This window comes from Paraburkholderia lycopersici (genome assembly GCF_900096975.1).
GTDB classification, from domain to species: Bacteria; Pseudomonadota; Gammaproteobacteria; order Burkholderiales; family Burkholderiaceae; genus Paraburkholderia; species Paraburkholderia lycopersici.
The window spans coordinates 173,119-197,614 of sequence record NZ_FMYQ01000001.1 but is presented as its reverse complement, the minus strand read 5'-3'; the positions used below and the strand labels follow the sequence as shown (position 1 = coordinate 197,614).

The 24,496-nt window shown below is 66.3% G+C and carries 21 protein-coding genes; 10 read left to right on the top strand and 11 right to left on the bottom strand.

Going from position 1 to position 24,496, the window contains the following annotated elements:
• The first annotated feature begins 80 nt into the window (after positions 1–80).
• Together BLU17_RS00765 and BLU17_RS00760 are read left to right on the top strand one after the other, a co-directional pair.
• Positions 81–680: a YceI family protein gene (locus BLU17_RS00765; protein ID WP_091993136.1), complete on the top strand. Its 600-nt coding sequence runs from the start codon at positions 81–83 to the stop codon at positions 678–680.
• Positions 681–716: 36 nt separating this feature from the next.
• Entirely contained in the window at positions 717–1,286 is a 570-nt protein-coding gene (locus BLU17_RS00760; protein WP_091994151.1) for a YceI family protein, read from the top strand.
• 79 nt (positions 1,287–1,365) lie between these two features.
• Here BLU17_RS00760 and secF read toward each other — a convergent pair whose 3' ends face one another.
• The 5 genes from secF to queA form a co-directional block, all read right to left on the bottom strand.
• Positions 1,366–2,316: a protein translocase subunit SecF gene (gene secF / locus BLU17_RS00755; RefSeq protein WP_091993134.1), complete on the bottom strand. Its 951-nt coding sequence runs from the start codon at positions 2,314–2,316 to the stop codon at positions 1,366–1,368.
• A 15-nt stretch (positions 2,317–2,331) separates the two neighbouring features.
• A complete protein-coding gene (secD, locus tag BLU17_RS00750) occupies positions 2,332–4,377 on the bottom strand; it encodes a protein translocase subunit SecD (protein ID WP_091993133.1) in 2,046 nt (681 codons plus the stop codon).
• A gap of 171 nt (positions 4,378–4,548) precedes the next feature.
• Positions 4,549–4,878 (bottom strand): preprotein translocase subunit YajC, encoded by a 330-nt coding sequence (gene yajC, locus BLU17_RS00745; protein WP_091993130.1) that lies wholly within the window; start codon positions 4,876–4,878, stop codon positions 4,549–4,551.
• A 230-nt stretch (positions 4,879–5,108) separates the two neighbouring features.
• A complete protein-coding gene (tgt, locus tag BLU17_RS00740) occupies positions 5,109–6,308 on the bottom strand; it encodes a tRNA guanosine(34) transglycosylase Tgt (protein ID WP_091993128.1) in 1,200 nt (399 codons plus the stop codon).
• 79 nt (positions 6,309–6,387) lie between these two features.
• Positions 6,388–7,449, bottom strand: a complete 1,062-nt coding sequence (gene queA / locus BLU17_RS00735) for a tRNA preQ1(34) S-adenosylmethionine ribosyltransferase-isomerase QueA (RefSeq protein ID WP_091993126.1) — start codon at positions 7,447–7,449, stop codon at positions 6,388–6,390.
• Between the two features lie 237 nt (positions 7,450–7,686).
• On the opposite strand from queA, the gene recG reads away from it, so the two are divergent.
• The 6 genes from recG to ubiA all read left to right on the top strand — a co-directional run bounded on the left by recG (position 7,687) and on the right by ubiA (position 14,912).
• Entirely contained in the window at positions 7,687–9,987 is a 2,301-nt protein-coding gene (gene recG / locus BLU17_RS00730) for an ATP-dependent DNA helicase RecG (RefSeq protein WP_091994149.1), read from the top strand.
• Positions 9,988–10,134: 147 nt separating this feature from the next.
• Positions 10,135–11,094: a hydrogen peroxide-inducible genes activator gene (locus BLU17_RS00725; protein ID WP_091993124.1), complete on the top strand. Its 960-nt coding sequence runs from the start codon at positions 10,135–10,137 to the stop codon at positions 11,092–11,094.
• A 392-nt stretch (positions 11,095–11,486) separates the two neighbouring features.
• Positions 11,487–12,935: a catalase gene (locus tag BLU17_RS00720; protein ID WP_091993122.1), complete on the top strand. Its 1,449-nt coding sequence runs from the start codon at positions 11,487–11,489 to the stop codon at positions 12,933–12,935.
• 87 nt (positions 12,936–13,022) lie between these two features.
• A complete protein-coding gene (locus BLU17_RS32145; protein WP_143189149.1) occupies positions 13,023–13,211 on the top strand; it encodes a hypothetical protein in 189 nt (62 codons plus the stop codon).
• Positions 13,212–13,369: 158 nt separating this feature from the next.
• On the top strand, positions 13,370–13,858 hold the full coding sequence (locus tag BLU17_RS00715) for a Dps family protein (RefSeq protein ID WP_091993121.1): 489 nt from the start codon (positions 13,370–13,372) through the stop codon (positions 13,856–13,858).
• A 190-nt stretch (positions 13,859–14,048) separates the two neighbouring features.
• Positions 14,049–14,912 (top strand): 4-hydroxybenzoate octaprenyltransferase, encoded by an 864-nt coding sequence (gene ubiA, locus BLU17_RS00710; protein WP_091993119.1) that lies wholly within the window; start codon positions 14,049–14,051, stop codon positions 14,910–14,912.
• Positions 14,913–15,036: 124 nt separating this feature from the next.
• On the opposite strand, the gene proC is transcribed toward ubiA, so the two are convergent.
• From proC to BLU17_RS00680, 6 genes are all read right to left on the bottom strand, one after another.
• Positions 15,037–15,852, bottom strand: coding sequence for a pyrroline-5-carboxylate reductase (proC, locus tag BLU17_RS00705; protein WP_091993118.1), 816 nt, complete (start codon positions 15,850–15,852; stop codon positions 15,037–15,039).
• A gap of 22 nt (positions 15,853–15,874) precedes the next feature.
• Complete coding sequence (locus tag BLU17_RS00700; protein WP_091993116.1) at positions 15,875–16,573, bottom strand: YggS family pyridoxal phosphate-dependent enzyme; 699 nt, start codon at positions 16,571–16,573, stop codon at positions 15,875–15,877.
• A 174-nt stretch (positions 16,574–16,747) separates the two neighbouring features.
• Positions 16,748–17,977, bottom strand: a complete 1,230-nt coding sequence (glcF, locus tag BLU17_RS00695) for a glycolate oxidase subunit GlcF (protein WP_091993114.1) — start codon at positions 17,975–17,977, stop codon at positions 16,748–16,750.
• 18 nt (positions 17,978–17,995) lie between these two features.
• Complete coding sequence (gene glcE / locus BLU17_RS00690; RefSeq protein ID WP_091993112.1) at positions 17,996–19,084, bottom strand: glycolate oxidase subunit GlcE; 1,089 nt, start codon at positions 19,082–19,084, stop codon at positions 17,996–17,998.
• 114 nt (positions 19,085–19,198) lie between these two features.
• Positions 19,199–20,689 carry an FAD-linked oxidase C-terminal domain-containing protein gene (locus BLU17_RS00685; RefSeq protein WP_425434052.1) on the bottom strand — a complete coding sequence of 497 codons (1,491 nt, stop codon included), beginning with the start codon at positions 20,687–20,689 and terminating at the stop codon, positions 19,199–19,201.
• A gap of 128 nt (positions 20,690–20,817) precedes the next feature.
• Positions 20,818–22,233 carry an FAD-binding oxidoreductase gene (locus BLU17_RS00680; RefSeq protein WP_091993108.1) on the bottom strand — a complete coding sequence of 472 codons (1,416 nt, stop codon included), beginning with the start codon at positions 22,231–22,233 and terminating at the stop codon, positions 20,818–20,820.
• Positions 22,234–22,422: 189 nt separating this feature from the next.
• On the opposite strand from BLU17_RS00680, the gene BLU17_RS00675 reads away from it, so the two are divergent.
• On the top strand, positions 22,423–23,007 hold the full coding sequence (locus BLU17_RS00675; RefSeq protein ID WP_091993106.1) for a cob(I)yrinic acid a,c-diamide adenosyltransferase: 585 nt from the start codon (positions 22,423–22,425) through the stop codon (positions 23,005–23,007).
• Positions 23,008–23,244: 237 nt separating this feature from the next.
• The gene (gene hmpA, locus BLU17_RS00670) at positions 23,245–24,447 is read left to right on the top strand and encodes an NO-inducible flavohemoprotein (protein WP_091993104.1); all 1,203 of its coding nucleotides are present in this window, start codon (positions 23,245–23,247) and stop codon (positions 24,445–24,447) included.
• Positions 24,448–24,496 lie beyond the last annotated feature (49 nt).

Below are 24,496 nucleotides of genomic sequence, written 5' to 3'. Positions count from 1 at the left end.
GCATGGGAGCCGGAGGGCCGTGAAACGCGGCCGCGGCGAATCTGCGCAGCGACGAACTACGAAACCAGAGCGAGACGATCATGAAAGCATTGTCGGTGCGGGTCCGTTTTTATCGACGGCGCGCGGCCGTCGGGGCTGCGGCTCTCTGGACTGCCGGGGCCGCGGCGCTGCTGGCGGGCGGCGCCGCCCACGCGCAGCTCGACGCGGCGAAGAGCACGATCGTCGCCATTTCCCGCCAGATGAACGTGCCGGTGCAGGGCAGCTTCACGAAGTTCGGCGCGCAGATCGACTTCGATCCGGCGAAGCCGGCGGCCGGCAGCGCGCGGATCACGGTCGACACGACGAGCTACGATCTGGGCGACGCAACCTACAATGACTCGGTGCGCGGGCCCGAGTGGTTCGATGCGAAGGCGTTTCCCCAGGCGGCCTTCGCCTCGACCTCGATCGTGCCGACCGCGCCGAACCAGTACCGCGTGAACGGCAACCTGACGATCAAGGGGCATACCGAGAGCGTGGCGGTGCCTGTCGTGCTCACGCAGCAGGGCGCGACGCAGACCTTCGACGGCACGCTCCCCATTCACCGCCTCGTCTTCAATATCGGCACCGGCGAATGGAAGGACACCTCGATCGTGGCCGACGAAGTGCTGATCAAATTTCACATCGTCGTCGCGCACAAGTAGATCGACGGCTTTCAGGAGACGCCCTTGAACAAGTTCGTGTTGATGGCCGCAGGATCCGTCGCGGTGTCGTTGGCCGTCCATCTGGCGCATGCCGCCGATACTTACCAGCTCGATCCGAACCACACCTTTCCGAGCTTCGAGGCCGACCATTTCGGCGGCCTTTCCACGTGGCGCGGCAAGTTCACGAAGACCACGGGCACGGTCACGCTCGACCGGGCGGCGAAGACCGGCAAGGTGGACGTGACGATCGACCCGGCCTCCGTGCAGACCGGCAATCCGCAGCTCGACAAGCATCTTCTCGGCGACGAGTTCTTCGACGTCGCGAAATACCCCACGGCCGCCTACAAGGGCACGCGCATCGTCTTCGACGGCGACACGCCCAAAGAGGTCATCGGCGACTTCACGCTGCGCGGCGTGACGCGGCCGCTCAAGCTCGAGATCGAGTCGTTCAGATGCATGCAGCACCCGATGCTCAAGCGCGAGGTGTGCGGCGTGGAAGCCGAGGCCGAATTCAACCGCGACGACTTCGGCATGGACATGGGCAAGAAGTACGGCTTCAAGATGAAGACCACGCTGCACATTCAGGCCGAAGGCATCAAGCAGTAGCGACGGCGCGGCGAAAGCCGTTGCGCGCGCAAAAAAAAGCCGGTTCGCGAGAACCGGCTTTTTTTGTTCGAGAAGGCGCTTACACCTGCGCGCCCGCGTTCGGATCGTTCGGATCGAACTTTTCCTTCTTGTCCTTCACGAGATCCTCGCGCTTCACGCCGAGCCACATCGCGAGCGCCGCCGCGACGAACACCGACGAATAGATGCCGAAGAGGATACCCACCGTCAGCGCCAGCGCGAAGTAGTGCAGCGTCGGGCCGCCGAAGACGAACATCGAAAGCACCATCATTTGCGTGCAGCCGTGGGTAATGATGGTCCGCGACATGGTGCTCGTGATCGCGTGGTTGATGACTTCGGTGACGCTCATCTTGCGCTCGCGGCGGAAGGTCTCGCGGATCCGGTCGAAGATAACCACGGATTCGTTCACCGAGTAGCCGAGCACGGCGAGCACCGCCGCCAGCACCGAAAGCGAGAACTCCCACTGGAAGAACGCGAAGAAGCCGAGGATGATCACGACGTCGTGCAGGTTCGCGATCACGCCGGCCACCGCGTACTTCCATTCGAAGCGGAACGACAGATAGATGACGATGCCCGCCACCACGCAGGCGAGCGCGAGCAGGCCGTCGGTGGCGAGTTCCTTGCCGACCTGCGGGCCGACGAACTCCACGCGCTGCAACTGCACCTGCGGGTTGGCCGTCTTGAGCGTGGACATCACCTGGTCGCTTTGCTGCGCCGAGGAGAGGCCGGTTTTGAGCGGCAGGCGGATCAGCACGTCGCGCGAGGTGCCGAAGTTCTGCACCTGGGCGTCGCCGTAGCCCATCTTCGCGAGCGAGTCGCGGACCGGTTCGAGCGGCACCGCCTGCGGATACTGCACTTCGATGACCGTGCCGCCCGTGAACTCGATCGACAGATGCAAGCCACGGTGAAAGAGAAAGAACACCGCCGCCACGAAGGTGATGAACGAGATCGCGTTGAAGATCAACGCGTGCTTCATGAAGGGGATGTCTTTGCGGATGCGGAAAAATTCCATTTTCTTGACTCCGTATCAGCGGGACGAGCCGGTGTTGTTGCCGGAGCCGTTCGAGGCGTTGCGTCGGCGCACGACCGGCTTGGCGCGCGCGGCGCCCTTGGCGCCGGCCTTCGCCGGTTCGCGCTTCGACGCGCCGGCGACGGCGCGGCCTGTGTCGGTGCCCGCGTCGGCGCCGGCAAGGGCGGGCGCGCCCGTTTCCGGCTCCGGACGCCACACCTGGCCCACCGCGAGCGACTTGAGCTTCTTCTTGCCGCCGTACCAGAGGTTCACGAGACCGCGCGAGAAGAAGACGGCCGAGAACATCGACGTGAGAATGCCGATACAGTGCACGATCGCGAAGCCGCGCACCGGGCCCGAGCCGAACGCGAGCAGCGCGAGACCGGCGATGAGCGTGGTCACGTTCGAGTCGAGAATGGTCGCCCAGGCGTGCGCATAGCCGTTCTGGATGGCCAGTTGGGGCGGCGCGCCGTGGCGCAGCTCTTCGCGCACGCGCTCGTTGATGAGCACGTTCGCGTCGATCGCCATGCCGAGCGCCAGCGCGATGGCCGCGATGCCGGGCAGCGTGAGCGTGGCCTGCAGCATCGAGAGCACCGCCACGAGCAGCAGCAGGTTCACCGAGAGGCCGATCATCGAGATCATGCCGAACAGCATGTAGTACGCGATCATGAACACGGCGATCGCGGCGAAACCGTAGATCACCGAGTCGAAACCCTTGCGGATGTTGTCCGCGCCAAGGCTCGGGCCGACCGTGCGTTCCTCGATGATCTCCATCGGCGCGGCGAGCGAGCCCGCGCGCAGCAGCAGCGCGAGGTCGGCGGCGGCCTGCGGCGTGGGCTGGCCCGTGATCTGGAAGCGGTCGCCGAGTTCCGACTGGATGGTCGCCACCGTCAGCACTTCGCCCTTGCCCTTCTCGAACAGCACCATCGCCATCGGCTTGCCGATGTTGTCGCGCGAGACGGCGCGCACCGCGCGGCCGCCCGCCGAATCGAGACGGATGTTGACCGACGGACGCTGATGCTCGTCGAAGCCCGCCGAGGCGTCGATGATGCGGTCGCCCGTGAAGATCACCTGCTTGCGCAGCAGCACCGGCGCGGCGTTGCCTTGCGTGAAGAGCTCGTCGCCCGGCGGCACCGGCGCGTTCGGGTCCGGATGCAGACCCATCGGGTCGGCGAGGCGCGCTTCGAGCGTCGCCGTGCGGCCGATGATGTCCTTCGCCTTCGCGGTGTCCTGCACGCCCGGCAGCTCGACCACGATGCGGTCGTCGCCTTGCTGCTGGATCACGGGCTCGGCCACGCCGAGCTCGTTCACGCGATTGTGCAGCGTCTGGATGTTCTGCTTGAGCGCGGCTTGCTGCACCGCCGTTTTCACGGCCGGCGCAAACGTGCCGACGAGCTGCACGCCGCCTTCAGGATTGTTTTGCGTGGCCCACTGCAGCTCGGTGATGCCGCCCGAGCCCGCGAGGACCTTGCGCGCCTGCTCGGCCACGCCGGCGTCGGCGAAGTTGACGACCACCGACTGGTCGACGCGGTTCACGCCGCCGTCGCGGATGTTCTTGTCGCGCAGGAGCGTGCGCACGTCGGACGCGTCGGAGTCGAGCTTCTTGTTGAGCGCGCCGTTCATGTCGACCTGAAGCAGGAAGTGCACGCCGCCGCGCAGGTCGAGGCCGAGGTACATCGGCAGCGCGTGCAGCGACGTGAGCCAGCGCGGCGAGGCGCTCTGCAGGTTCAGCGCGACGATGTACTGCGGATCGTTCAGGTCGGCGTTCAGCGCCTTGTTGAGCGCGTCTTTCAGGCGCAGCTGCGTGTCCGTGTCGGCGACGCGCACGCGGATGTTCGCGTTCATCGACGAGTTGTCGAACGTGACGTCGGTCGCCTTGATGCCGGCCGCCGCCAGCGCGGCTTCGACCTGCGCGAGCGTGCCCGAATCGAGCCTGACGGTGGCTTTGCCGCTCGACACCTGGACCGCGGGCGCTTCGCCGAAGAAATTGGGCAATGTGTACACGAGGCCGATGACGAGCGCCACCAGCATCACGACATATTTCCAGAGGGGATAACGGTTCATTGGTTGACCCAACGGGGGAGGGGAATGGCCTCCGCGATGCGCGCGCGTCCGGCCGGGCCTGCGTGACGTTCCTGCATTGACGCTCTTTGGTCAGGGGCTGGCGAGGGCGGGCCGGATGCGCGAGGCCGTTCGTTCGGAGGCAACGGCCTGGAGGGTTCGCTTGGCGAAGCCTTACAGCGACTTGATCGTGCCCTTCGGCAGGATGGTCGAGACCGACGACTTCTGCACGGTGATTTCCGTGCCATCGGCGATTTCGACGCCCACGTAGGCTTCGCTGACCTTCGTCACCTTGCCGACGATGCCGCCGCTCGTGATCACTTCGTCGCCCTTGGCCATGGCCGCGAGCATGTTGCGATGTTCCTTCTGACGCTTCATCTGCGGGCGGATCATGATGAAGTAAAGCACGGCGAACATCAGGATGAGCGGCAGGAAGCTCATGAGGCTCGATTCGGCACCGCCTGCTGCACCGCCTTGCGCGAAGGCATTGGAAATGAACGACACGTTGGTCTCTCCGGGTTATACGATCAAAAAGCGAGCCGGTTATTCTACCACCGGCATTCTCCGCGACGATGACGCAAAATAGGCTTTCCTATCAAGCGCTTATGTCGAATCGCGCCCCGCGCGGCGTGCGCGCGCGAAAACCGGGGGCGGCTCGACGGGACGCTGCGCGGAAGGTGCGCCAGGTTTGCACCGTCGTCGCGAAAGGCGATTGTAAAGTCTCGCGGGCGGCTTCAGTCGACGCCGCGTGCGCGCTGCCCGGCGAATCGCTGGCGGAATGCCGCGAACGTCTTCGTCTCGATGGCCGCGCGGATCTCGCTCATCAGCTCGAGGTAGTAGTGCAGGTTGTGGATCGTGTTGAGCTGCGCGCCGAGGATCTCGCCCACGCGGTGCAGGTGATGCAGGTAGCCACGCGTGAAGTTGCGGCAGGTGTAGCAGCCGCACTGTTCGTCGAGCGGGCGCAGCGAGTTGCGGTGCACGGCGTTGCGGATCTTGATGTCGCCGAAGCGCGTGAAGATCCAGCCGTTGCGCGCGTTGCGCGTCGGCATCACGCAGTCGAACATGTCCACGCCCGCGGCCACGCCCGCCACGAGATCCTCGGGCGTGCCGACGCCCATCAGGTAATGCGGCTTGTCGGCGGGCAGCTTCGGCGCGATGTGTTCGAGCACGCGCATCATGTCTTCCTTCGGCTCGCCCACCGAAAGCCCGCCGATCGCGTAGCCGTGGAACGGCATCTGCGAAAGGCCCGCGAGCGACTCGTCGCGCAGGTCCTCGAACATGCCGCCCTGTACGATGCCGAACAGCGCGTTCGGATTGCTCAAGGCGTTGAATTCGTCGATCGAGCGCTGCGCCCAGCGCATCGACATGCGCATGGAGTCGGCGGCTTCCTTGTGCGTCGTCGGCACGCCGTTGGTGGCGTAGGGCGTGCACTCGTCGAACTGCATGACGATGTCGGAATCGAGCACCTTCTGGATCTGCATCGACACTTCGGGCGAGAGGAACAGCTTGTCACCGTTCACGGGCGAGGCGAAGCGCACGCCGTCCTCCGAAATCTTGCGCAGGTCGCCGAGCGAGAACACCTGGAAGCCGCCCGAGTCGGTGAGGATCGGCCGGTTCCAGCCCATGAAGCGGTGCAGCCCGCCGTGCGCCTCGATCGTTTCGAGCCCCGGGCGCAGCCACAGGTGGAACGTGTTGCCGAGGATGATCTGCGCGTGCATCTCTTCGAGTTCGCGCGGCTGCGTGGCCTTCACGGTGCCGTAGGTGCCCACGGGCATGAAGATCGGCGTTTCGACCACGCCGTGGTTGAGCGTGACGCGCCCGCGCCGCGCGAGGCCGTCGGTGCCGAGCAGCTCGAATTTCAGGCCATTTTGCGGGCGCTCGCCCAGATAGGCGCCGTGTTCGGCGCGTGCGTTGGTTTGATGACCGTCGGTCATGCGTAGGCTCCTGTGCCACCGGAAGACAGTCCGGCGCAGATGATGATGGGGATGGAGGGAAAACGTGTGTGGGTGCTTCTTACGCGTCGGGCGCGTCGCCGGTCCGCGTCAGCAGCATCGCGTCGCCGTAGCTGAAGAAGCGATACCGCTCGGCAATCGCGTGGCGATACGCGGCGCGAATCGTCTCGATGCCCGCGAACGCCGAGACGAGCATCAAAAGCGTCGACTTCGGCAGGTGGAAGTTCGTGACTAGCCGGTCGACCACGCGGAACCGGTAGCCCGGCGTGATGAAGATGTCGGTTTCCGCCTGGGTGGCCGCGAGCGGGCGGCCCGCGCGTTCGGCGTCGCGCGCGGCGGCTTCGAGCGCACGCATCGAGGTCGTGCCCACCGCGATCACGCGCCCGCCGCGCGCGCGCGTGGCCGCGATCTTGTCGACGAGCGACTGCGGCAGTTGATACCACTCGCTATGCATCTTGTGCTCGGCGATGTTCTCCACGCGCACCGGCTGGAACGTGCCCGCGCCGACGTGCAGCGTGAGCGTCGCGCGCTCGACGCCCTGCGCGTCGAGTCGCGCGAGCAGGGCGTCGTCGAAATGCAGGCCCGCCGTGGGCGCGGCCACCGCGCCCGGGTTCTGCGCGAACACGGTTTGATAGCGCGTTTCGTCGCTCGCGTCGGCGTCGTGCGTGATGTAGGGCGGCAGCGGCAGACGGCCGTGCCGCTCGATGAGCGTGAGGCAGTCGTCGGGGAAATGCAGCGTGTAGAACGGCTCGACGCGCTCGCCCACGGTGACGTCGAACGCGTCGGCGAGGCGCAGCACGGTGCCTGCGCCGGGGCTCTTGCTCGCGCGGATCTGCGCGAGCGCCGTGCGCGCGCCGGTCAGGCGCTCGACAAGCACCTCGATCTTGCCGCCGCTGGCCTTCTGGCCGAAGAAGCGCGCCTTCAGCACCTTGGTATCGTTGAAGACGAGCAGGTCGCCGGGCGCCACGCGCGCGGGCAGCTCGGAGAAGCGGCGGTCGACGAGGCGCGCGGGCTGCGCCGTACCGTCGACCTCCAGCAGACGGCTCGCGCTGCGCTCGGGCAGGGCGGTCTGGGCGATCAGTTCCTCGGGGAGGTCGAAATCGAAATCGGAAAGCTTGAACATGCGGCCTGATGAAATGGAAATGCGCCGGAGGCCCGGCGCGCGGCGGCTTCGTGGAGCCGGACCGTGGAACGGTTGCACCCCAAAAGCGGCTGCGATGCCCGCCCGCGCATGGCGGGCAAGCTATGATTGCGGGACATGCACGTTGGCGATGCGCGCGGCATGCCCGACGGCGGACGCAGTCGCGCCCTATGCGCCGCGCCATGCCGGAAAGCCGATATTGTACTTGCGAAGCTGCCCATGCCCCCTTCCGTTAGCCGATTGATGCCCGAACCCGATTCCGCGAGCGAAGCGCGCGACGATGCGGGCACGCCCGAGGCCGGCGCCGGAGCGCGGCAGCCGGAGGCGGCTGCACAGGCCGCGTCGCCGGCGCGCAAGCGCGCGAGCAGGAAGTCCGCGGACAAGGCTGCCGATCAATCGACGGCCAGGGAGAAGCCCAAACTCGCCAGGACCGCCGACCGCCTCGCCAAGCTCGGCCTCACGCGCGACATCGACCTCGTGCTGCACCTGCCGATGCGCTACGAGGACGAAACCACGCTCACGCCCATCGGCGAATTGCTGCCAGGCGGCGTCGCCCAAACCGAAGGCGTGGTGTTCGACAACGAGGTCGCGTACCGGCCGCGTCGTCAACTGGTGGTGAAGCTGCGCGACCCGGATCAGGCGGGCGGCGGCGAACTGCACCTGCGCTTCCTGAACTTCTACGGCTCGCAGGTCGCGCAGATGGCGATCGGCAAGCGTCTGCGCGTGCGCGGCGACGTGCGCGGTGGCTTCTTTGGCCTGGAGATGGTGCACCCGGCGGTGAAGGTCGTGGAAGGCGGCGCGCCGCTGCCGCAGGCGCTCACGCCGGTCTATCCGTCCACGGCGGGCGTGAGCCAGGCGTATCTGCGCAAGGCGATCGACAACGCGCTGGCCCGCGCCTCGCTGCCCGAGTTGCTGCCGGAAGCCGTGGCGCGCAAGTTCATGGCGCCGCTCGATTTGCCGCCGCTGATGGACGCGGTGAAGACGCTGCACCATCCGCCAGTGAATGCCGACGAGCACGAACTCATCGACGGCACGCATCCCGCCTGGACGCGCATCAAGTTCGAGGAGCTGCTCGCGCAACAACTGTCCCTCAAGCGCGCACATGAGGAGCGGCGCACGCGCGCGGCGCCCGCGATGGCGCGCCACGTCGCGGGCCGCAAGAGCGACGAGACGCTGCTCGCGCGCCTGCGCGGCGCGCTCCCGTTCACGCTGACAGGCGCGCAGGAGCGCGTGATCGGCGAAATCGCTCACGACCTCGAACAGCCGCACCCGATGCAGCGCCTCCTGCAAGGCGACGTCGGCAGCGGCAAGACCGTGGTGGCGGCGCTCGCCGCCGCGCAGGCCATCGACGCCGGCTACCAGGCGGCGCTCATGGCGCCCACCGAAATTCTCGCGGAACAGCATGCGCGCAAGCTGCGCGGCTGGCTCGAACCGCTCGGCGTGCAGGTCGCGTGGCTTGCGGGCAGCCTCAAGGCGAAGGAAAAGCGCGCGGCGCTCGAAGCGGCGGCGCTCGGCACGGCGCAGCTCGTGATCGGCACGCACGCGATCATTCAGGACGCCGTGGAATTCGCCCGCCTCGGCCTCGTGATCGTCGACGAACAGCATCGCTTCGGCGTCGAGCAGCGGCTCGCGCTGCGCGCCAAGGCGCAGAACGCGCGTTCGCCGGCGCAGTCGCCCGACGCCGCGGCGCGCGAGTTCCAGCCGCATCAACTGATGATGTCGGCCACACCGATCCCGCGCACGCTCGCCATGACGTATTACGCGGACCTCGACGTCTCCACCATCGACGAACTGCCGCCCGGCCGCACGCCGATCCTCACCAAGCTCGTTTCCGACGCGCGGCGCGAGGAAGTGATCGCGCGCGTGCGTGCGGCGGCGCTCACGGGTCGTCAGGTGTACTGGGTATGTCCGCTCATCGAGGAAAGCGAGACGCTGCAATTGCAAACGGCTGTCGAGACCTACGAAACGCTCGTTGCCGCGCTGCCCGAGCTCGCCGTGGGACTCGTGCATGGCCGCCTTGCATCGGCGGACAAGGCTGCGGTGATGGACGCGTTCTCGCGCAACGAAGTGCAGTTGCTGGTAGCGACAACGGTGATCGAAGTGGGCGTGGACGTGCCCAACGCCTCGCTGATGGTGATCGAGCACGCGGAGCGTTTCGGCCTCGCGCAGCTTCACCAGTTGCGCGGGCGCGTGGGGCGGGGCAGCGCGGCCTCGGTGTGCGTGCTGCTCTACACGGGGCCGCTGTCGCAAACCGGCCGCGCGCGCCTGCAAACCATGCGCGAGACCACCGACGGCTTCGAGATCGCGCGCCGGGACCTCGAAATCCGCGGTCCCGGCGAGTTTCTCGGGGCGCGTCAATCTGGCGCGGCGATGCTGCGCTTCGCGAGCCTCGAAAACGACGAATGGCTGATCGAGCCTGCGCGGGGCGCAGCCGAGCGCCTGCTGCACGAGTTTCCGCACGTCGTCGCGCAGCATCTGAATCGCTGGCTCGGCGCCCGCGAGCAGTATCTGAAGGCGTAAGCCGACCAGTTCGGGGAACCTGCGCGCGCCCGCGCCGTCCGACTCTTTCGTGATCCCGCCCCGCATAGGGGCGTTGATTATTGGCGAATCGCCGCCATAGGTGTATAAGTACAAACTATTGATTCACCTTTCTTGATTGGTCCCCCAATGACGCTCACTGAATTGAAATACATTGTCGCAGTCGCCCGCGAGCGCCACTTCGGAAGGGCCGCGGAAGCCTGCTTCGTGAGCCAGCCCACGCTTTCGGTCGCGATCAAGAAGCTCGAAGACGAACTGAACGTGCAGATTTTCGAGCGCGGCACGAGCGAGGTGAGCGTGACGCCCATCGGTGAGCAGATCGTGACGCAGGCGCAGCGCGTGCTCGAGCAGACGCTCGCCATCAAGGAAATCGCCAAGCAGGGCAAGGACCCGCTCGTGGGGCCGCTGCGCCTCGGCGTGATCTACACGATCGGGCCGTATTTGCTGCCCACGCTCGTCAAGCAGATGATCAAGCGCGTGCCGCAAATGCCGCTCATGCTGCAGGAGAACTACACGCTCAAGCTGATCGAGCTGCTCAAGCAAGGCGAGATCGACGTGGCGATCATGGCGTTGCCGTTCCCGGAAACCGGCCTCACGATGCGGCCGCTCTATGATGAGCCGTTCGTCGTGGCGCTGCCCTCGGGCCACGCGTGGGAGAAGCGCGCAAAGATCGACCCGGACGACCTCAAGCAGGAAACCATGCTGCTGCTGGGCAGTGGCCATTGCTTCCGCGACCATGTGCTGGGCGTGTGCCCGGAACTCATGCGCTTCTCGCAGAACGCCGACGGCATCCAGAAAACCTTCGAAGGGTCGTCGCTGGAGACCATCCGCCATATGGTCGCGAGCGGCGTGGGCATCACCGTGCTGCCGCGCATGTCGGTGACCGAGGTGAAGCCGCACGCGGGCGGCGTCGATTCGGGGCTGCTTTCGTACGTGCCGTTCGACGAGCCGGTGCCCGATCGCCGCGTGGTGCTCGCGTGGCGCAAGAGCTTCACGCGCATGCCCGCGATCGAGGCGATCGTCGATGCGATTCACGCCTGCGATCTGCCCGGCGTGAAGAAGATCGAGGCGCCTGCCGAGGCGGCCTGACGTATTGCGCCGTGCCTCGCGTCGCGCGTGGTGAGTACGCGCGGCGCGCATCTCCCTTCGCCCGGCGTTCGCCTGCGCTTGCCTGTTTTCAATTTAGATTGCGTCCCCAATAATCTGCGCCTATTTGATAGATTAAATAAATCAAATTATCTATATCAATAGTCAATGATAAAGTTTCTTCCAACCGTACCCAACCGGAAACCCCTGGAGGAAGCGATGCAAACCAACGTCCCGACCACCCCCGCGCCCACCGCACCTGCCCGCGCCGTTTCGGGTCTTCGCAGTGTGGCGTTTTCGCTGCTCGTCGATCGCGCGCTGTCTGCCTGACGGCCAGCCGTCTCGCCGCAAGGTTCACCGCATTTCCGAATTCACCAGCACACAAGGAATCCAGCATGACCGACCGCACTCTCACTTCGGCAGCCGGCGCGCCCGTCGTCGATAACCAGAACTCGCTCACCGCCGGCCCGCGCGGCCCCGTGATGCTGCAGGACGTGTGGCTCCTCGAAAAGCTCGCGCACTTCGACCGCGAAGTGATTCCCGAGCGCCGCGTGCACGCGAAGGGCTCGGGCGCGTTCGGCACGCTCGAGGTCACGCACGACATTTCGCGGTTCACGAAGGCCAAGGTGTTCGGCGAGGTCGGCAAGCGAACGCCGCTCTTCATCCGCTTCTCGACCGTGGCGGGCGAACGTGGCGCCGCCGACGCCGAGCGCGACGTGCGCGGCTTTTCGATCAAGTTCTACACGGAAGAGGGCAACTGGGACGTCGTGGGCAACAACACGCCGGTGTTCTTCATTCGCGATCCGCTCAAGTTCCCCGACTTCATCCACACGCAAAAGCGCGATCCGCGCACGAACATGCGCAGCAACGTGGCGGCGTGGGACTTCTGGTCGCGCCATCCGGAATCGCTTCATCAGGTGACGATCCTCATGAGCGATCGCGGCATTCCGAAGAACTATCGCCAGCAGCACGGCTTCGGTTCGCACACGTTCTCGTTCATCAACGCGAACGGCGAGCGCTTCTACGTGAAGTTCCACTTCAAGTCCGCCCAGGGCGTGGAGAACTACAGCGACGCCGACGCGGCGCAGGTGATCGCTCAGGACCGCGAATCGGCGCAGCGCGATCTGTATGACGAGATCGAGAAGGGCAATTTCCCGAAGTGGCATTTCCGCATTCAGGTGATGCCCGAGGCCGATGCCGCCAAGGTGCCGTACAACCCCTTCGACATCACGAAGGTCTGGCCGCACAAGGATTACCCGTTGATCGACGTGGGCACGATCGAGTTGAATCGCAATCCGGAGAACTATTTCGCCGATGTCGAGCAGGCCGCTTTCTCGCCTGCGAACGTGGTGCCGGGCATCGGTTTCTCGCCGGATCGTCTGTTGCAGGGGCGCCTGTTCTCGTATGGCGATACGCAGCGCTATCGCCTGGGCGTCAACCATCACCAGATTCCGGTGAACGCGCCGCGCTGCCCGTTCCATTCGTTCCATCGCGACGGCGCGATGCGCACCGACGGCAACCTCGGCGGCAACGCGAACTACGAGCCGAGCCGCTTCGGCGACTTCGCGCAGCGTCGGCAGGCCGGCGAGCCGCCGCTCGCGGCCGGCGCGGTCGATCACTACGATCACCGCGAGGACGACGATTACTACAGCCAGCCGGGCGCGTTGTTCCGGTTGTTCAACGCGGGCCAGCGCGAGCGGCTCTTCGCGAACATCGCGCGGCATATCGCGGGCGTGCCCGCGGAAATCGTGGAGCGCCAGATCGGGCACTTCCGCCGCGCCGATCCGGCGTATGCGCAAGGCGTGAGCGACGCGATCGCGAAGCTCGCGGAGCAGGCGAAGTAAGGACGTGGGCGCGGCGTGTTGTCACAACGCGCCCGGATGGCGGTCCGCGCCCGAAGCAGGACCAAAGGTGACGCCAGGAGCACGATCATGACCCGAACGATGACGATGACCCTCAAGACCATGGGCGCAGGCGAGGCGCGTGGCGAAGCCGCCGCCATGGTTCGCACGCGCGCGCAAGGCACGCAGCTCGTTCGGCGCGCGGTGGGATTCGCGGTCGTGGCGAGCGGTTTGGTGGCGCTCGCCGTGCAAGGCCTCGCGCATTTCGCGGGACACTGAAAGCGGGCGGCGCAGTAGGGCCGGATGAGCCGGCTTGTCGGGATTTCCAGGCTACACTGACAGACGATCGAGCGTTCGCGCACGGGCGCCGAACGGCGCGCGCGGCGCAAGCCGGATCGTTACGCACGCGTAGTCTCACTGCTAGAAAAGGAGTCGTCATGGCCAAAAAAGCAACCGTACAGCACGTGAATATCGGCATCAGCGACAAGGATCGCAAGAAGATCGCAGAAGGGCTCTCGCGCCTGCTCGCGGACACCTACACGCTGTATCTGAAGACGCACAACTTCCACTGGAACGTCACGGGGCCGATGTTCAACACGCTCCATCTGATGTTCGAGGGGCAATACAACGAACTCGCGCTGGCCGTCGACGCGATCGCCGAACGCATCCGCGCGCTGGGCGTCCACGCGCCGGGCAGCTACAAGGAATTCGCGAAGCTCTCGTCGATTCCCGAAGCCGACGGCGTGCCAGCCGCGGAAGACATGATCCGCCAGCTGGTGGAAGGTCAGGAAGCGGTGGTGCGCACGGCGCGCGCGATCTTCCCTGCGACGGAAGCGGCCAACGACGAGCCGACCGCCGACCTGCTCACGCAACGCATGCAGACGCACGAAAAGACCGCGTGGATGCTGCGCTCGCTGCTGGCTTGATACGAACGCGGCGCGCCTGCGCCTTGCCGCGAGCGCGATGAACGCGATGAAAGGCCCGCCGGTGTCCGGCGGGCCTTCGTCTTTACGGCGTGCGCCGTGCTGCTCGCGGGGACGGATATGCGGGCGCGGCCGGAGGCGGCGAGGCGGCGCCCTGGCCTACAATAGCGGCATCGTTTTTCCTGCACCGATCATGTTCGCCCGTCTCCCGCTCTATCTGCGGCTAGTCCGCATGGACAAGCCGATCGGCAGCCTGCTGCTGCTCTGGCCGACGCTCAACGCGCTGTGGATCGCCTCGGACGGCCATCCGCCGGTCTCGCTGCTGGTCATCTTCACCATCGGCACGGTGCTGATGCGCTCAGCGGGCTGCGCCATCAACGACTACGCCGACCGCGACTTCGACCGCCACGTGAAGCGCACGGCCGAGCGTCCCATCACCTCGGGTCGCATCCGCGCCTGGGAAGCGGTTGCGATCGCTGCCGGTCTCGCGCTCGTCTCGTTTCTCTTGATCCTGCCGCTCAACACGCTCACGAAGCAGCTCTCGGTCGTGGCGCTGTTCGTAGCGGCTTCGTACCCGTTCACGAAGCGCTTTTTTGCGATTCCTCAGGCCTACCTGGGCATCGCATTCGGTTTCGGCATTCCGATGGCGTTCGCCGCCGTGCAGGACCACGTGCCGCTGCTCGCGTGGGTCATGCTGGTCGCTAACGTGTTCTGGTCGGTGGCGTACGACACCGAGTACGCGATGGTCGATCGCGACGACGACATCAAGATCGGCATTCGAACCTCGGCGCTCACCTTCGGCCGCTACGACGTACTCGCGATCATGCTCTGCTATGCGGCTACGCTCGGCATCTATGTGTGGGTGGGCGTGACGCTAGGTTTCGGCTGGCTTTACTGGCTCGGCTGGGCGGCCGCGGCGGGCTGCGCGATTTACCACTACACGCTTATCAAGGGCCGCGAGCGCATGCCATGTTTCGCGGCTTTCCGCCATAACAACTGGCTGGGCGGCGTGCTCTTCGTGGGGATCGCGGCGCACTACGCCGTATCGGGCCTCTAAGGGCATTCGCGCTTCTTCTTCGAGGCCCGAGATGAAAAAACGCCGGCTGCATAACGTACCCGGCGTTTTTTTCATGGCTGGCTGGCGCTCGCGGCGACGAACGAGCCGCCGCGCATAAGCCGCCTTACTGCTTGCCGAACTCTTCGCCCATTTCCTTCGCGCGTGCATCTGCCGCCAGTGCGCCCTTGACAATGGCGGCCTTCACGCCCGAGGCGTCGAACGACGCCAGCGCCGCGGCCGTCGTGCCACCCTTCGAGGTCACGCGCTCGCGCAGCACGGCGGGCGGCTCGTCCGATTGCAACGCTAGCTGCGCCGCGCCCGCGAACGTGGCGATGGCTAGCGCGCGGCCTTGCTGCTCGTCCATGCCGAGCTGGCGCGCGGCTTCTTCGAGCGCTTCGATGAAGTAGAACACATAGGCTGGCCCGCTGCCCGAGATGCCCGTGACGGCGTCGATCTTCGCTTCGTCGTCGAACCAGACCGTTTGACCCACGGCGCCGAGCACGTCGGACGCGAGCTGGCGACCCGCCGCGTCCACGCCGCCGCTCGCGACGAGACCGGTCGCGCCCATGCCGATCAGCGCAGGCGTGTTCGGCATCGTGCGCACGATGCGTGCGTGACCGTTCAGCCAGCGCGACAGGTCGTCGATGCGAATGCCGGCCATGATGCTGATGACGACCTGATGGACGCCGAGATGTGGCGCGATGCCTTCGGCGACAGCCTTGGCGATTTGCGGTTTCACCGCGATCAGCACCGCGTCGTACGACGCGAGCGCGCCGTCCGCGGCGGCGCCGGTGCACACGCCGAACTGCTCGGCGCTGCGCTTGCGGGCGTCCTCGTTCGGATCGATTGCGTAGAGGTTATCGGCGGGAACGCCCTTGCGGATCAGGCCGCCGATGAGTGCGGCGGCCATGTTGCCGCCGCCGATGAATGCGATTTTCATGGTGCTGGGAAGAGTTCGTGGATCAGTGAGAGTAGTTGCGCGCGCCGAAAATCGCGGTGCCGACGCGCACGATCGTCGCGCCTTCGAGCACCGCGGCTTCGAGGTCGGCCGACATGCCCATGGAGAGCGTGTCGAGCGCGAGGCCTTGCGCGCGAAGCGCGTCGAACAGCTCGCGTAATTGCCGGTGCGGCGCGCGCTGCGCCTCGAGCGTGGATTCCGGTTCCGGGATCGACATGAGCCCGCGCAGCCGCAGATTGGGCAGGGCGGCGATCTGCCCCGCGACCTGCCGCGCTTCTTGCGGGGCGACGCCGCTCTTGCTGGCCTCGCCGCTGACGTTGACCTGCAGGCAGACGTTGAGCGGCGCCATGCCGGCCGGACGCTGCGCCGAAAGGCGCTCGGCAATCTTCAGACGGTCGACCGAATGGACCCAGTCGAAACGCTCGGCGACGGGGCGCGTCTTGTTCGACTGGAGCGGCCCGATGAAATGCCATTCGAGATTCGCGCGCAGGTCGGCGAGCGCTTCGATCTTGTCCACGGCTTCCTGCACGTAGTTTTCGCCGAACGCGCGCTGGCCGGCGGCGTAAGCGGCGCGCACGTCCTGCGCGGGAAACGTTTTGGAAACCGCGAGCAGCTCCACGCTTTGCGGGTCGCGGCCGGCATTGCGGGCGGCGGCCGCGATGCGCTCGCGGACAGCTTCGAGATTGTGGGAGAGATCGGTCATCGTGCTTGAGCGGGCGTGCGAATTTGCCCGCGCCGCCTTTGGGTCCAAAACGAATCAGAACGACGGCCATTATACGGACTGCGCACGAGGCGAAAACACTGGCCGGAAAGCCTATGCCGAATGGCCGACTGTTTGCGCGCCTGGCGTTTCGTTACGCTGGCTCCGTTCCCGACATCAGTTCGCCGCCAGCATATGTTCGACCAGCTCAATCCAGTGCGTGACCGGAATTGCCGTGCCGCTTTGCAGGTGCGTGATGCAGCCTATGTTGGCCGAGACGATCAGTTGCGGCTCGAGCGCCTGCAGCCGGTCCACCTTCTGGTTGCGCAGCGTGTACGAAAGGCGCGGCTGCACGATCGAGTAGGTACCGGCCGAGCCGCAGCAAAGATGGCTGTCGGCGGGCAGGCGCACGTCGAGCCCGAGCGCCGTGAGCAGCTTTTCCACGCCGCCGCGCAATTGCTGGCCGTGCTGCAATGTGCAGGGCGGATGCCAGGCGACCGTCTTGATCCCGCGCCGCCGCGTGGCCGCCACGAGTTGCTCTTCGAAGGCCGGGAGCAGTTCGGAAAGATCGCGCGTGAGTTCGACCACGCGGCGCGCTTTCTCCACATAAGCCGGATCGTCGCGCAGCAGATGTGCATATTCCTTCACCGTCGCGCCGCAGCCGGAGGCATTCATCACGATCGCTTCCACGCCCTGCTCGATGTACGGCCACCAGGCGTCGATGTTCGCGCGCACGTCGCCGAGCGCGTCGTCGGCATAGCCCATATGGAGGCGGATCGCGCCGCAGCAGCCCGATTGCGATGCCACGATCGTTTCGATGCCGAGCGCGTCCAGCACGCGCGCGGTGGCGATGTTGATGTTGGGCATCATCGAAGGCTGCACGCAGCCTTGCAGCATCAGCATCTTGCGGGCGTGCTTCGCGGTGGGCCACGCAAGCGGCCGCTGGCGCACCGGCACCTTGTCGCGCAGCCGCCTGGGCAAGAGTGGCCGCACCTGCTGGCCGAGGCGCATGGCCGGCGTGAAGAGCGCGCGGCGCGGCAGCAGCCCTGCCAGCAGGCGGCGCATGAGGCGCTGGCGCAGCGGCCGCCGCACCATCTGTTCGGCATGCTTGCGGCCTACTTCAACGAGGCGCCCGTACTGCACGCCCGAGGGGCAGGTGGTTTCGCAACTGCGGCAGGTGAGGCAGCGGTCGAGGTGCGTGAGCGTGCTCTTCGTGACCGGCGCGCCTTCCGCCATCTGCTTCATGAGATAGATGCGCCCGCGCGGCCCGTCCAGTTCGTCGCCGAGCAGTTGATAGGTCGGGCAGGTCGCGGTGCAGAAGCCGCAATGCACGCACTTGCGCAGGATCGCGTCGGCTTCTTCGCCGTCGGGAGTGTTGCGAATGAAGTCCGCGAGGTTCGTCTGCATCGCCGCGTATGGGTGTCGTCAAAAGTCGGAGTACAGCCGGCCGCGATTGAAGATGCGGGCCGGATCGAAGGCGGCCTTCAGGCCGCGATGGATCTTCATGAGCGGCACGGGCAAGGGCGTGAATACGCCCGCGCTGCGGTCATAGTCGCGACCGGTGCGGAACATCGTGGCATGGCCGCCCGCCTGCTTCGCGCTGATGCGGACCGTTTGAGCGTCGGTTTCGGTGATCCACCATCGTTGCGCGCCGCCCCATTCCATGAGTTGCGCGCCGGGCAGTTGCAAGGGTTCCGCGATCGAGGGCAGCGAGAGGCGCCAGAGCGCCGTGCTGGGCATGATCGACGCGAAGAACGGATCGGTCTGTTCCCGAAGGCCAGCCCAGAAGCGCTCGGCTTCCACGGCGTCCACCACCTCGCCCCCCAGGCTCGCGCGCGCCGTCTTCACGGCCGCTTCCGCGCCCGCAAGGCGTACCGCGAGCGTGCCGTTGCGCCAGGCGCTCGCCGTCATCGGCAGCGGGCGGCCGCCCCATTCGTTGAGCTTGCGCACGGCGTCGGTGCCGTTCATGTCGAACCTCAGCGTGGTTTCGGCCTGCGGCGCGGGCAGCACTTTCACGGAAAGTTCCAGCATCAGGCCGAGCGTGCCGAGCGATCCCGCCATGAGGCGCGAGACATCGTAACCCGCCACGTTCTTCACGACCTGGCCGCCGAAATGCAACACCTCGCCGCGGCCATTCATGAGCACGGCGCCCAGGACGAAGTCGCGCGGCGCGCCTGCGCTCGCGCGCCGCGGCCCCGCGATGCCCGCCGCGATGCAGCCGCCCAGCGTCGCCTGCGCGCCGAAGTGCGGCGGCTCGAACGCGAGCATCTGCCCGTGCGCGGCGAGCGCCGCCTCGATTTCCGCGAGCGGCGTGCCGGCGCGCGCCGTGATCACGAGCTCTGCCGGGTCATACGAAATGATGCCGCGATGCGCGCGCGTGTCGAGAATCTCGCCTTCGAGCGACTGGCCGTACCAGTCCTTGGTGCCCCCGCCGCGGATGCGCAGCGCCCGGCCATCGGCGCTCGCCGCGCGGATGCGCTCGGACCAGTCCGAGACGATGTCGTCCTCTTCCATGTCGTGATGGTCGCGTTCGTTCGCTATGTGGTTCGTTCGATTGTACTGGGCGAACCTCTTCTGACAACCCGGAGCGGACCCGCATGCGGGTCACACGCAATGCATGGACGAACGTCAGAAGCGCGGCAACTCCGGGTGCGGCAGCAAATTCCCGCGCACGTGCATGCGGCCGTACTCGGCGCAGCGCGCGCGCGTGGGAATGCCCTTGTCAGGGTTGAGCAGCCCGGCCGGATCGAACGCGTGCTTCACGGCGTGAAACGCATCGCGCTCTTCAGGCGAAAACTGCACGCACATCGAGTTGATCTTCTCGATGCCCACGCCGTGCTCGCCCGTCACGGTTCCGCCCAGTTCGACGCAGGTTTCGAGAATGTCCGAACCGAAGGCCTCGGCGCGGTGCCATTCGTCGAGGTCGTTGCCGTTGAAGAGGATAAGCGGATGCATGTTGCCGTCGCCGGCGTGGAACACATTGATGCAGCGCAGCCCGTACTGCTTTTCCATTTCGTGGATGCGCGCGAGCAGCGGGCCGATCGCGCGGCGTGGCACCGTGCCGTCCATGCAGTAGTAGTCGGGCGAGATGCGGCCTGCCGCGGGAAATGCGTTCTTGCGACCCGACCAGAAGCGCAGGCGCTCCTCTTCCGTGCGCGAGATCTGAATGCGCGTGGCGCCATGCTCACGCAGCACGGCGGTCGTGCGCCCGATCTCGTCGGCGACTTCTTCGGGCGTGCCGTCGGCTTCGCACAGCAGGATCGCGGCGGCGTCGAGGTCGTAGCCTGCGTTCACGAACTCCTCCACGGCGCGCGTGGCCGGCTTGTCCATCATCTCGAGGCCGGCCGGAATGATGCCCGAGGCGATGATGCCCGCCACCGCGTCGCCACCTTTCACGACGTCGTCGAAGCTCGCCATGATGACCTGCGCCGTTTGCGGTCGCGGAATCAGCTTGACGGTGACTTCGGTCACGATGGCGAACATGCCTTCGCTGCCGATCATCACGGCGAGCAGATCGAGGCCCGGTGCGTCGGGTGCGAGCGAGCCGAACTCGACGATCTCGCCATCCATCGTCACCGCGCGCACGCGCAGCACGTTATGCACGGTGAGGCCGTATTTGAGGCAATGTACGCCGCCCGAATTCTCCGAAACGTTGCCGCCTATCGTGCAGGCGATCTGCGAGGAAGGATCGGGCGCGTAGTAAAGGCCGAAGGGCGCCGCTGCCTCGGAAACGGCGAGATTGCGCACGCCGGGCTGCACGGTGGCCGTGCGCGCATAGGGATCGACTTCGAGAATGCGCTTGAAGCGCGCGAGCGAAAGCACAATGCCGTGGCGGATCGGCATGGCTCCGCCCGAGAGCCCGGTGCCTGCGCCTCGGGGGACGATCGGCACGTCGAGGCGCAGGCAGATCTGCACGATGCGCTGCACCTGCGACTCGGTTTCCGGGAGCGCCACGGCGAGCGGCAGCCGCCGGTAGGCCGCGAGTCCGTCACACTCGTAGGCAACGGTGTCCTCCTCGCGATGCAGCAGGCAATGCGCTGGCAGCACGGCCATCAACGCCTGGACAACTTCGCGCTGGCGTTGCTCGAGCGCTTCCGGGCTCAGGTCTGGCAACTTCATCTCGGGTGCGTTCATCTCTCCTCCTGCTTTCGTGCGCATGTCTGCGCTTGTGTCTGCGCTCGCCGGTTATGCCGCAGGCCGCATCGGGCGCGCCCGGCGGGCGCGCCGTGGCGCGAACGCGCAGGCCGCTACGCCGCCCAGTTGAAGATCTTGCCCGGGTTCATCAGGTTCTGCGGATCGAGTGCACGCTTGAGGGCGCGCATCGTATCGATGGTGTCTGCGCCGTGCTCTTCCACGAGGAAATCCATCTTGTGCAGGCCCACGCCGTGTTCGCCCGTGCAGGTGCCGTCCATTGCGATCGCGCGTTGCACGATGCGGTGGTTCAGGCGCTCGGCTTCATCGATTTCCTCGGGCTTGTCCGGGTCGATCAGGATCGCCACGTGGAAGTTGCCGTCACCTACGTGGCCGACGATCGGGCAAGGCAGCGGCGAGGCCTTGAGATCGTTTTCGGTCTCCACCACGCATTCGGCGAGGCGCGAGATCGGCACGCACACGTCGGTCGTCACGGCGCGGCAGCCCGGCTTTAGCTGCAGCATCGCGAAGTACGCGCTGTGGCGCGCGTTCCACAGGCGGCTGCGGTCCTCGGCGCGCGTGGCCCATTCAAAGCCTTCTCCGCCGTGCTGCGCGGCAAGCTCCTGTACGAGCTGTGCCTGCTCCTCGACACCGGCCGCGGTGCCATGGAATTCGAAGAAGAGCGTGTGCTTTTCGCGCAGCGTGAGGTTCGAATGCTTGTTGATTGCGCGCACGGCGAGCGAGTCGATGAATTCCACGCGCGCAATCGGCACGCCGATCTGGATCGTTTCGATGACCGTGCGCACGGCGTCGGCCATCGAGGGAAACGCGCACACCGCCGCGGAGACGGCCTCGGGCTGCGGGTAGAGCCGTACCGTGATCTCGGTGATCACGCCCAGCGTGCCTTCCGAGCCCACGAAAAGACGCGTGAGGTCGTAGCCGGCCGACGACTTGCGCGCCCGCGTGCCGGTTTTGACGACGCGGCCATCGGCCAGCACGGCGGTCAGACTGAGCACGTTCTCGCGCATCGTGCCGTAGCGCACGGCATTCGTGCCGGAGGCGCGGGTGGCCGTCATGCCGCCAATGCTCGCGTCGGCGCCCGGGTCGATCGGAAAGAAAAGGCCCGTGTCGCGCAGCGCTTCGTTGAGCTGCTTGCGGGAAATGCCCGGCTCCACCGTTACGGTGAGGTCTTCGGCGTTGATCGAGAGCACGCGGTTCATCTGCGAGAGATCGATCGAGACGCCGCCCTGCACGGCCAGCAAGTGACCTTCGAGTGACGAGCCGTTGCCGTAAGGAATGATCGGCACGCCATGACGGGCGCACAGCTTGACGATAGTCTGGACTTCCGCGGTGCTGTGTGCGAAAACGACGGCGTCGGGCAATTGCGGGTCGAAAGGCGACTCGTCGCGGCCATGATGGGCGCGCACGGCTTCGGACACGGAGAGGCGTTCGCCGAAGGCGCTGCGCAGTTGATCGAGGAGTTCGGCGGGGAACGGGCGGCGAGCGAGCGCCGGCGGCGCGGGATGATTCACGCGGGGTCTCCTTCGTATGGATGTGTTCTGGCTCGGATCATTTTACGCTGAACGTTCGCGCGGCAGAGGTGCGTCCCGCATGCTGCGGTGCACGAAACCTATAATGGCCGCCGCGTCCGCGACACGCACAGCCGATGGGCGCTCGCAATGCACGGCTTGTGCGGATTCACAGCCTCGGAGGGGCACATCATGGGCAATCGCCTGAGCAAGATCGCAACACGCACCGGGGACGACGGCACGACGGGCCTCGGCGACGGCAGCCGCGTGCGCAAGGACGACGCGCGCATTGCCGCGATCGGCGACGTCGACGAACTGAACTCGCAGATCGGCGTGCTGTTGTGCGAGTCGCTTCCCGACGACGTGCGCGACGTGCTCGTCGCGATCCAGCACGATTTGTTCGATCTCGGCGGCGAACTGTGCATACCGGGTCACACGCTCGTCGCTGATGAGCACCTCGCGCGGCTCGATGCCTGGCTCGCGCACTACAACGCCACGCTGCCGCCACTCAAGGAATTCATCTTGCCGGGAGGGTCGCGCGCGGCGGCGCTGGCCCATGTTTGCCGTACGGTGTGCCGGCGCGCAGAGCGGGTGGTCGTCGCGCTCGGCGCGCCGGATTCCGGAGCGCCGCTCGCCGATGCGCCGCGCCGTTACGTGAACCGTCTCTCCGATCTGCTCTTCGTACTCGCCCGCGTGTTGAACCGGGCGGCGGGAGGCAGCGACGTGCTTTGGCGGCACGACCGCGGCGCAGGCAAAAGCGGAGGCCAGGGCGCATAAAAAGGAGGTGGCGACGCATCTGCCGTCTGCCCGGCGCTAACGTCGGGGAGCCGTATCGCCACGAAATAGTCTGTTTCCTGCAACGCAAAAAATCCGCGCGGGCCTGTGAAGGGACCCACGGCCAATGGCTCGTGGGCGCCGCCACCGGGAAAATGCTGGGGTGCGACAAAATGCCTGGGTCGGGCTGTCTCTTTAAAGATGTATCTTTTGCGCATCTTTACCAAGGAGAAGCCACAAATGACTGCGCTCACCGCCGACCAGATGGCCCGCGTCAAGGCCACCGCGCCCGTTTTCGCCGAGCACGGCGCCACGATCACCAAGCATTTCTATAAGCGGATGTTCGCTGCTCATCCCGAGCTCAAGAACATCTTCAACCAGACGCACCAGCAAAGCGGCAGCCAGCCCGAAACCCTCGCGCGTGCGGTCTACGCCTACGCGGCGAACATCGACAACCTGGGGGCGCTCGGCGGCGCGGTCACGCACATCGCGCACAAGCACGCAAGCCTGAACATCCGTCCGGAGCACTATCCGATCGTCGGCCGCCATCTGCTTGGCGCAGTCGTCGACGTGCTCGGCGACGCCGTGGACCAACCCACGCTCGAAGCCTGGACCGTGGCGTACGAGCAGCTCGCGAACATCATGATCGGCACCGAAGCGAAGCTTTACGAGGCTGCGTCGTGGAGCGGCTTCCGTCCGTTCAAGGTCGTGCGCAAGCAAGTCGAAAGCGACGAGATCACGTCGTTCTATCTCGCGCCGGCCGACGGCGCGTCGGCCGGCGGTTTCGAGCCGGGCCAGTACGTGAGCGTGACGCGCTTCGTCGACACGCTCGGCGTGGACCAGCCCCGCCAGTACAGCCTCTCCAACGCGCCCCACGGCAAGTGGCTGCGCATCTCGGTGAAGCGCGAGCCGGGCCGCGGCGACGCGCAGCCGGGCCACGTCTCGAACATCATGCACGACGGCGTGGAAGAAGGCGCGGTCGTGCACGTGAGCGCGCCGATGGGCGAATTCACGCTCGATCGCAAGAAGTCGACGCCGGTCGTGCTGATGAGCGGCGGCGTCGGCATCACGCCGATGAAGTCGATGCTCGCCACGCTGCTCGCCGAGCGCAGCGAGCGCAAGGTGACGTTCGTGCACGCCTGCCGCAACACGAAAGTGCACGCGTTCCGCGAATTCCTGGGCAACGCCGTCGCCGGCCATCCGAACGTCAAGCGCGCGGTGTTTTACGAAGAAGTGGGCGCGAACGACCGCCAGGGTGTGGACTACGACTTCGAAGGCCGCATCGATATCGGCCGCATCGAGCAGGACGTGCTGCTGCCCGAAGCCGATTACTACCTCTGCGGACCGGTCGCGTTCATGCGCGAGCAGCGCGAAGCGCTGCTCGCGCGTGGCATCGACGCCTCGCGCATCCATACCGAAATCTTCGGCTCCGGCATGCTGTAACCGACGAAGCCGTTCGGGCCCGATGACGACGGCGCCGCGCGGGAGCGCG

Coding starts and splice junctions, on each gene's coding strand:
- BLU17_RS00765 (WP_091993136.1), top strand. CDS start 81: ATGAAAGCATTGTCGGTGCGGGTCCGTTTTTATCGACGGCGCGCGGCC.
- secF (WP_091993134.1), bottom strand. CDS start 2,316: ATGGAATTTTTCCGCATCCGCAAAGACATCCCCTTCATGAAGCACGCG.
- secD (WP_091993133.1), bottom strand. CDS start 4,377: ATGAACCGTTATCCCCTCTGGAAATATGTCGTGATGCTGGTGGCGCTC.
- tgt (WP_091993128.1), bottom strand. CDS start 6,308: ATGACCGACGGTCATCAAACCAACGCACGCGCCGAACACGGCGCCTAT.
- queA (WP_091993126.1), bottom strand. CDS start 7,449: ATGTTCAAGCTTTCCGATTTCGATTTCGACCTCCCCGAGGAACTGATC.
- recG (WP_091994149.1), top strand. CDS start 7,687: ATGCCCCCTTCCGTTAGCCGATTGATGCCCGAACCCGATTCCGCGAGC.
- BLU17_RS00725 (WP_091993124.1), top strand. CDS start 10,135: ATGACGCTCACTGAATTGAAATACATTGTCGCAGTCGCCCGCGAGCGC.
- BLU17_RS00720 (WP_091993122.1), top strand. CDS start 11,487: ATGACCGACCGCACTCTCACTTCGGCAGCCGGCGCGCCCGTCGTCGAT.
- BLU17_RS32145 (WP_143189149.1), top strand. CDS start 13,023: ATGACCCGAACGATGACGATGACCCTCAAGACCATGGGCGCAGGCGAG.
- BLU17_RS00715 (WP_091993121.1), top strand. CDS start 13,370: ATGGCCAAAAAAGCAACCGTACAGCACGTGAATATCGGCATCAGCGAC.
- ubiA (WP_091993119.1), top strand. CDS start 14,049: ATGTTCGCCCGTCTCCCGCTCTATCTGCGGCTAGTCCGCATGGACAAG.
- proC (WP_091993118.1), bottom strand. CDS start 15,852: ATGAAAATCGCATTCATCGGCGGCGGCAACATGGCCGCCGCACTCATC.
- BLU17_RS00700 (WP_091993116.1), bottom strand. CDS start 16,573: ATGACCGATCTCTCCCACAATCTCGAAGCTGTCCGCGAGCGCATCGCG.
- glcF (WP_091993114.1), bottom strand. CDS start 17,977: ATGCAGACGAACCTCGCGGACTTCATTCGCAACACTCCCGACGGCGAA.
- glcE (WP_091993112.1), bottom strand. CDS start 19,084: ATGGAAGAGGACGACATCGTCTCGGACTGGTCCGAGCGCATCCGCGCG.
- BLU17_RS00685 (WP_425434052.1), bottom strand. CDS start 20,689: ATGAAGTTGCCAGACCTGAGCCCGGAAGCGCTCGAGCAACGCCAGCGC.
- BLU17_RS00675 (WP_091993106.1), top strand. CDS start 22,423: ATGGGCAATCGCCTGAGCAAGATCGCAACACGCACCGGGGACGACGGC.
- hmpA (WP_091993104.1), top strand. CDS start 23,245: ATGACTGCGCTCACCGCCGACCAGATGGCCCGCGTCAAGGCCACCGCG.